At 66.6% G+C, this 5,509-nt stretch carries 5 protein-coding genes; 1 reads left to right on the top strand and 4 read right to left on the bottom strand.

The window, feature by feature from the left end; translation table 11 throughout:
* Positions 1-166 precede the first annotated feature (166 nt).
* From DK254_RS28120 to DK254_RS28105, 4 genes are all read right to left on the bottom strand, one after another.
* Positions 167-2,014: a phospholipase effector Tle1 domain-containing protein gene (locus tag DK254_RS28120; protein ID WP_109936451.1), complete on the bottom strand. Its 1,848-nt coding sequence runs from the start codon at positions 2,012-2,014 to the stop codon at positions 167-169.
* A 307-nt stretch (positions 2,015-2,321) separates the two neighbouring features.
* Positions 2,322-3,518 (bottom strand): MFS transporter, encoded by a 1,197-nt coding sequence (locus tag DK254_RS28115; protein ID WP_109936450.1) that lies wholly within the window; start codon positions 3,516-3,518, stop codon positions 2,322-2,324.
* Positions 3,519-3,614: 96 nt separating this feature from the next.
* Positions 3,615-4,043: a nuclear transport factor 2 family protein gene (locus DK254_RS28110; RefSeq protein ID WP_109936449.1), complete on the bottom strand. Its 429-nt coding sequence runs from the start codon at positions 4,041-4,043 to the stop codon at positions 3,615-3,617.
* A gap of 136 nt (positions 4,044-4,179) precedes the next feature.
* A complete protein-coding gene (locus DK254_RS28105) occupies positions 4,180-4,683 on the bottom strand; it encodes a GNAT family N-acetyltransferase (RefSeq protein WP_109936448.1) in 504 nt (167 codons plus the stop codon).
* Positions 4,684-4,838: 155 nt separating this feature from the next.
* Between DK254_RS28105 and DK254_RS28100 the strand changes: the two genes are divergently transcribed.
* Complete coding sequence (locus DK254_RS28100; RefSeq protein WP_109936447.1) at positions 4,839-5,273, top strand: GNAT family N-acetyltransferase; 435 nt, start codon at positions 4,839-4,841, stop codon at positions 5,271-5,273.
* Positions 5,274-5,509: the final 236 nt, after the last annotated feature.

The following is a 5,509-nucleotide window of genomic DNA, read 5'->3' as shown; positions in this document are numbered from 1 at the left end:
GAAGACACGATCCTGCACATCCACTGCATCGGCGGTCTCGATCCACACCTCCATGTAATTTGGGGTACCGAAACCCAGGCGCCACGAGTCATAGGGCAACCGATGGGCGCCACCGGCACAGCCGGCCAAGCCCAGCAGCAAGCTCAGCAGCATCAGGATTCTGGTTTTACTCATTGGGGTGCTCCTTGCGCTGCATCCCCTCGGCTGGGCGATGGATGAACGCCACGTCCAGGGCGCTGTTGTTCCAGCCCTTGGCGGCATTCCAGTTGGCCGAGAGGTGGATGTAGCGACGGCGCAGCAAGGCGGTTTCCTCGGCGGTGAGGGGCGTGAAGGCTTCGCCCAGGGCGAAAGCCTGCAACTTGGTGGCGATGGGCTGCAGTTCGGCAGGCAAGGCGAAAGCCTGTGAACTGGGCACTGCTCTGAACGCCACCCCAGTACGCACCGCCCATTCCCGCATGATGCGCAGGTAGACCAGCGACAGTTCGCCGCGCACCTCTCGCTCGCTGGCGATGGCGGCGTACACCCGCTTTTCCGCCACTGTGTCCCGTGCGCGATGGCGCACCTGCACCGACCTGGTGGCGACGCTCAGCCCCTCGGGCGGTACATAGGCCGACCAGTGGTGCAACTCCCGATCGAAGCGCTGCCTGGTGCGCCAGTGGGCCCCGCTGCGCTCGGTGGCGAGCGAGGCGATCTCGAGGCTGCTGTCGGGCTTGCTCAGTAGCAGCTTCTCCCTGGCCAGGGGCAGGTAACCGCCACCGATGTCCGAATGGCAACCCGGAAGCACGATGTCCAGTTCGGCCTGGGTCAGGGAAAAGTTGTGGCGGTATTCATGATCGGCCACCAGGTGAACCACCTGGCGGGCCATGCCCGGTGCGAGCCGCAGGTGCAGCCCGGAATTCCTGGCATTGTGCGGGCTGAAATCGAGGGTTTGTGGCGAGACGATGCTGGCCACGGTATCGAACAACCCGATGAAGTTGAGGGCGAAGTCGCTGCGGTGGCGCCAAGCGAATCCGGCCGCCAACAAGGTCGAGCCAGCGGGCAGCGACCGGGCCAGCAGGCTGTTCGCACCCTTGAGTAGGTCGTTGGCGCAGTGCCGCGCCGCCGCCGCGCCCCGGCTGAAACCGAACAGGTCGATCTCGATCCGATGAATCTTGGACTGAGGGTTCGCCTCTCGAAACCGATCCAACTGCGTCATGACCAACGCCGGCATCTGCTCGACCCGCGCCACCACGCCGGTGTTCCCCTGGCCGGTACCCTGGCTATAGAGGGAGTCACCCAGACCGCTACGAGTGCCGATGCCTTCAATGTAAATTGGGATGTAGGCCTCTTCGGCCCCTGGAGATAGTTGTATGAGCGTATCGTCCGGATAGAGGGCATAAAGGCGCGCCACATTACTGAGGTCATTGCCATAACTGTTGTCCGGCGCCCCGCCCTGGCCGTCATACCCCAGGGCCGCGCAATACTGGCGAATGTCCTCGGCGACTTCCGCAGCCAGCCCCACATCGGCGGCGAAGCAGCCAGCAGCGGCCGCGCTGTTGGCCTCGTTGTTGCCGGTGCCGTCGAAGAACAGGCCCAGGCGCAGCACGATGCCGGCCTCCTCCAGCTCTTCCTCTTCTTCCTCCTCTTCCTGAAAGCTGTTGACGAGCGGTTTTGGGGGCTTCAATGAAGCTGCGGCTAGCGGCATCGCGACAACGGGGGATGGCGGTGCGGCTGTCGCGGCCCTGAGGTCACCCTGGGCCGATCGGTAGGTAGCGCTGAACAACGATGGGATCAGCCTGGCCTTGCAGGGGCAGCCACTGATGCTGTCCAGAGAGCCCGCCACGAGTTTGCCGTGGCTGCGGATATGTGGAATCCCTCCGAGGATTCGGTAGGTCTTGCCGTCCTTGCCACAGGAAACCCGGTCGCCCTCACGCGCACGGGCAACGCCGAACATCATGACGCGCGTATCGGCTTCCAGCACCACACCACCACAGCTGGTCTTGTCCCCACAACGAATGAAATATCCGATAGCCACTGAGGCCCCCTCTATTGGGAGCCCCACGCGAGCAGAGCGCCCTTCCCATTGACGATGGATGGCACCGGTCCGCCAGCCGAAGGCTGTCGGGCAACGCCAGGTCCAAGGTTCAGGGGGTGGGGCGTCACTAATAAATGGGAAAGGTCTGAGTTGTTCCCGGAAAGGACCAGAACTCGTCGGAAAGAGCCCTGCCCGATGCTCGCCAATACCGGGACATCACCACGCCGGAGGTCCGCCGATGACCCAGACCGCCCATGCCGAACGATTGCCGAAGGCCCTGGCCATCGTCGACCGCCCCGCCGATGCCTCAGGGTTGCCGGGGCGCCGCCGGCAGCGCCGCGCCCAGGCGGTAGAACACCCCGCCGGCGACGACGAAGGCGCCCAGCATCACGAACATCCAGTGCGCCGGCAGGCTCGCCAGCACCCAGCCGCAGAGCACCGGCCCCAGCGCGCCGCCGAGGTTGGAGAGGTTCTGCGCGCCGTAGTACATGCCGCGCAGCCGCGGCGGGGCGATGCGGTCGATGAACATGTATTCGGCGGGGAACACGATGATCTCGCCCAGGGTGAACACGGCCATCGCCAGCACCCAGTGCAGCACGCTGGTGGACAGCGCGAAGCCGATCACCCCGGCCAGGAACAGCGCCAGCCCGGCCAGCAGCCAGGTCTCCAGGCGGCGCTCGTCGATGCGCCGGCCCAGCGGATATTGCAGGGCGATCACCACCAGGGCGTTGACCGCCACCACGCTGCTGATGACCTGGTAGGCCGCCTCGGCGCTGCGGGTGGTGACCAGGTACTGCGAGAGGTAGGCAGTGAACTGGCCGAACACCACCGCGCTGAGCACGCCGCCGAAGGTTAAGCAGACCAGGCGCCGGTCATCCAGCAGCACACGGCCCAGGGCAAGGAAGGCCACCGGCGCCTGCCCGGTCGGGGCCGGGCGCTGGCTGCGCTCGCCATGGACCAGGTAGAGCAGCAGGAAGCCGCCGCCGAGCAGCGCGGAGGCCACGAACGGCAGCTTCGGCGCCCAGTGGGCCAGCCCGGCGCCGAGGAAGGGGCCGACGGCATAGCCGATGTTGATGAAGGTGTAGCGGATGGAAAAGGCACGGCCCTGTTCCTGCGCCGGCAGCAGGCGGCCGAAGCTCGCCTTCACCACCACGTCCACCGCCGAGTAGGCGAAGTTGAAGGCCACCAGGAAGCCGAAGAACAGCCAGAGGTCGGCGGCCAGGCACATGCCGACGAAGCCGGCGATGAAGCACGCGGTATAGCCCAGGATGAGCCCGCGGCTGGAGAGGCGGTCGGTCAGGTAGCCGCCGTACAGGCTCAGCACGGAGCCGGCGATCAGCGCGCCGCCGACGATGGCGCCGATGCGGGCGATCGGCAGGCCGAAGGTCGAGGACAGGTAGACGACCAGGAACGGCAGGCTGATGGCCCGCCCCAGGGTCAGGACGAAGGTGGCGCAGAACAGCAGGTTCACCGACCGCGGGTAACGCTTGAGTGCAGCGAGCATCCCTGTTCACTCGGCTGGGGAGGACAACCGCCTCAGCCTAGCACAGGGCGCCGGCGCCCCGTGCGTTCGGCCCGGCTCGGCGCCGGGCCGTGTGGCTCAGGCCTTGGTTGCCGCCAGGTAGGCGCCCAGGCGCCGGCCCATTTCCTCGCCGAGGGCCTGCAGGCCGCTCATGGGGCGGACCATGACTTCGAACTCGACGATGCGGCCCTGCTCGTCGAAGCGGATCATGTCGATGCCCTTGAGCTCGCGGCCGTTGACCTTGGCGCTGAACTCCAGCACCACGCTCAGGCCGTCGGCGGTGGCCAGCTCGCGGTGGTAGGTGAAGTCGGCGAAGACCTGCAGCACGGTGTTGAGGATGGTCGCCGCCACCTTCGCCCCCGGGTAGGGCGTGTGGGCCATGGGCGAGCGGAACACCACGTCCTCGGCCAGCAGCTCAGGCAGCGCGCCGAAGTCGCGCCGCTCGATCATGCGGTGCCAGTGCTGGAGGGAAGCGGCAGCCTGGGGGTGCAGTTGCAATTCGCTCATCATCGGTTCCTCTGTCTTCTTGTCATGGAGAACCATCCGGCAGCGCCGGACGCCGTGGTCAGAGGAACCATAAGACCGGCCCCGGCGCGGCTCAATGATCGGAAATGACAGACCTATGACCCGGGCGCACAGTGCCTCAGTGGGTGACCGGCGTCACCAGGTAGCTCAGCAACTGCTCGTCGTCGACCGACTCGATGGGCCGCGCTGGCCGCGGCAGTTCGGCCAGCACCGCCTGCCAGAAGGCCCGGGCCGTTTCGTCCTGGCGGTAGAAATGCACCAGCCAGGCGCCCTCCCCGCGGGTCAGCACCTGGGTCGCCACGGCGCGGCCGATGCCCTGGTGGCGGTACTTCTTCAGGATGAACAGGTCGGCCAGCTCCAGGGCGTCGATGCCCGGCAGCTCGCTGCGCTCGATGAGCACGAAGCCGGCGATGAAGCCGTCGACCAGCACCAGCTCGGCGCTCCACTGCGACGCCTGCCAGTAGCGCGCCAGGTGTTCCTCGTGGATGTAGAAGCGGCCGTCGGCCTCGACGTCCTCCTGCTCCCAGTCCGAGGACTCGTAGGCATAGAACTGGTAGAGGTTGCGGATCAGCTCGCTGTGTTCGGGGCCGGTACGCACCAGCTCGACGGTGGCGGTGCTCATGGGCGGTGCTCGCGGATGGCGGTCATGGGAAAGCTCGGTATGGGGCGGCGGGCGCGCATTCTTCCCCAAAGCGCGCGCCGGTGCCAGCGCAAGGCACCGGACACGGGCCCCGCTTCCCCTCTAGACTAGGCGTTTTCCATCCGCCAGGAGGCGCCATGTCGCAAGCCAGCTACCAGTTCACCCCGGGCGCCGATCCCCAGGCCCGGGCCGTCGTGGAGGAAGGCCTGCGCGCCTACAACATCGAGCAGATGGGCGAGGCCTACGGCTACGAGGACTTCGAGCTGTACGCCCGCGACGCCGGGGACCGGGTGGTGGGCGGGATGTTCGGGCATTCGGGGATGGGGTGGTTGTACGTGGACTATCTGTGGCTGGATGCGAGGCAGCGCGGCGCAGGGTTGGGTGCGCAGTTGCTGGCGCTGGCCGAGGAGGAAGCGCGGCGCCGCGGCTGCGTGGGGGTGTTCCTCTATACCTACAGCTTCCAGGCGCCGGAGTTCTATCGGAAGCAGGGGTTCGAGCCGATGGGGGTGCTGGAGGATTGCCCGCCGGGGCATCAGCGGTTTTATTTGAAGAAGCGGTTGGCAGAGACGTAGAACGGGGGCGGAGCGATAACCATCTCCGGGGTGGTGCTCGTCCGGAGTTCTGGTGTGTTGGTTCGAGGCCGCCCCTCTCCCCAGCCCTCTCCCTGAAGGGAGAGGGAGCTAGTCTGTGCCGAGAGAGGATTTGGGGTCAGCCGGGAACTCGATACAAGCCGGCTAACGCCGAAATACCAGCGCACACCGAACGGTCCCCTCTCCCTTCAGGGAGAGGGTTAGGGAGAGGGCGCTCT

Origin of the sequence: Pseudomonas sp. RW407, assembly GCF_003176655.1 — a bacterium.
Taxonomy (GTDB): domain Bacteria; phylum Pseudomonadota; class Gammaproteobacteria; order Pseudomonadales; family Pseudomonadaceae; genus Pseudomonas; species Pseudomonas delhiensis.
This window is presented reverse-complemented; position numbering and strand designations above follow the sequence as displayed.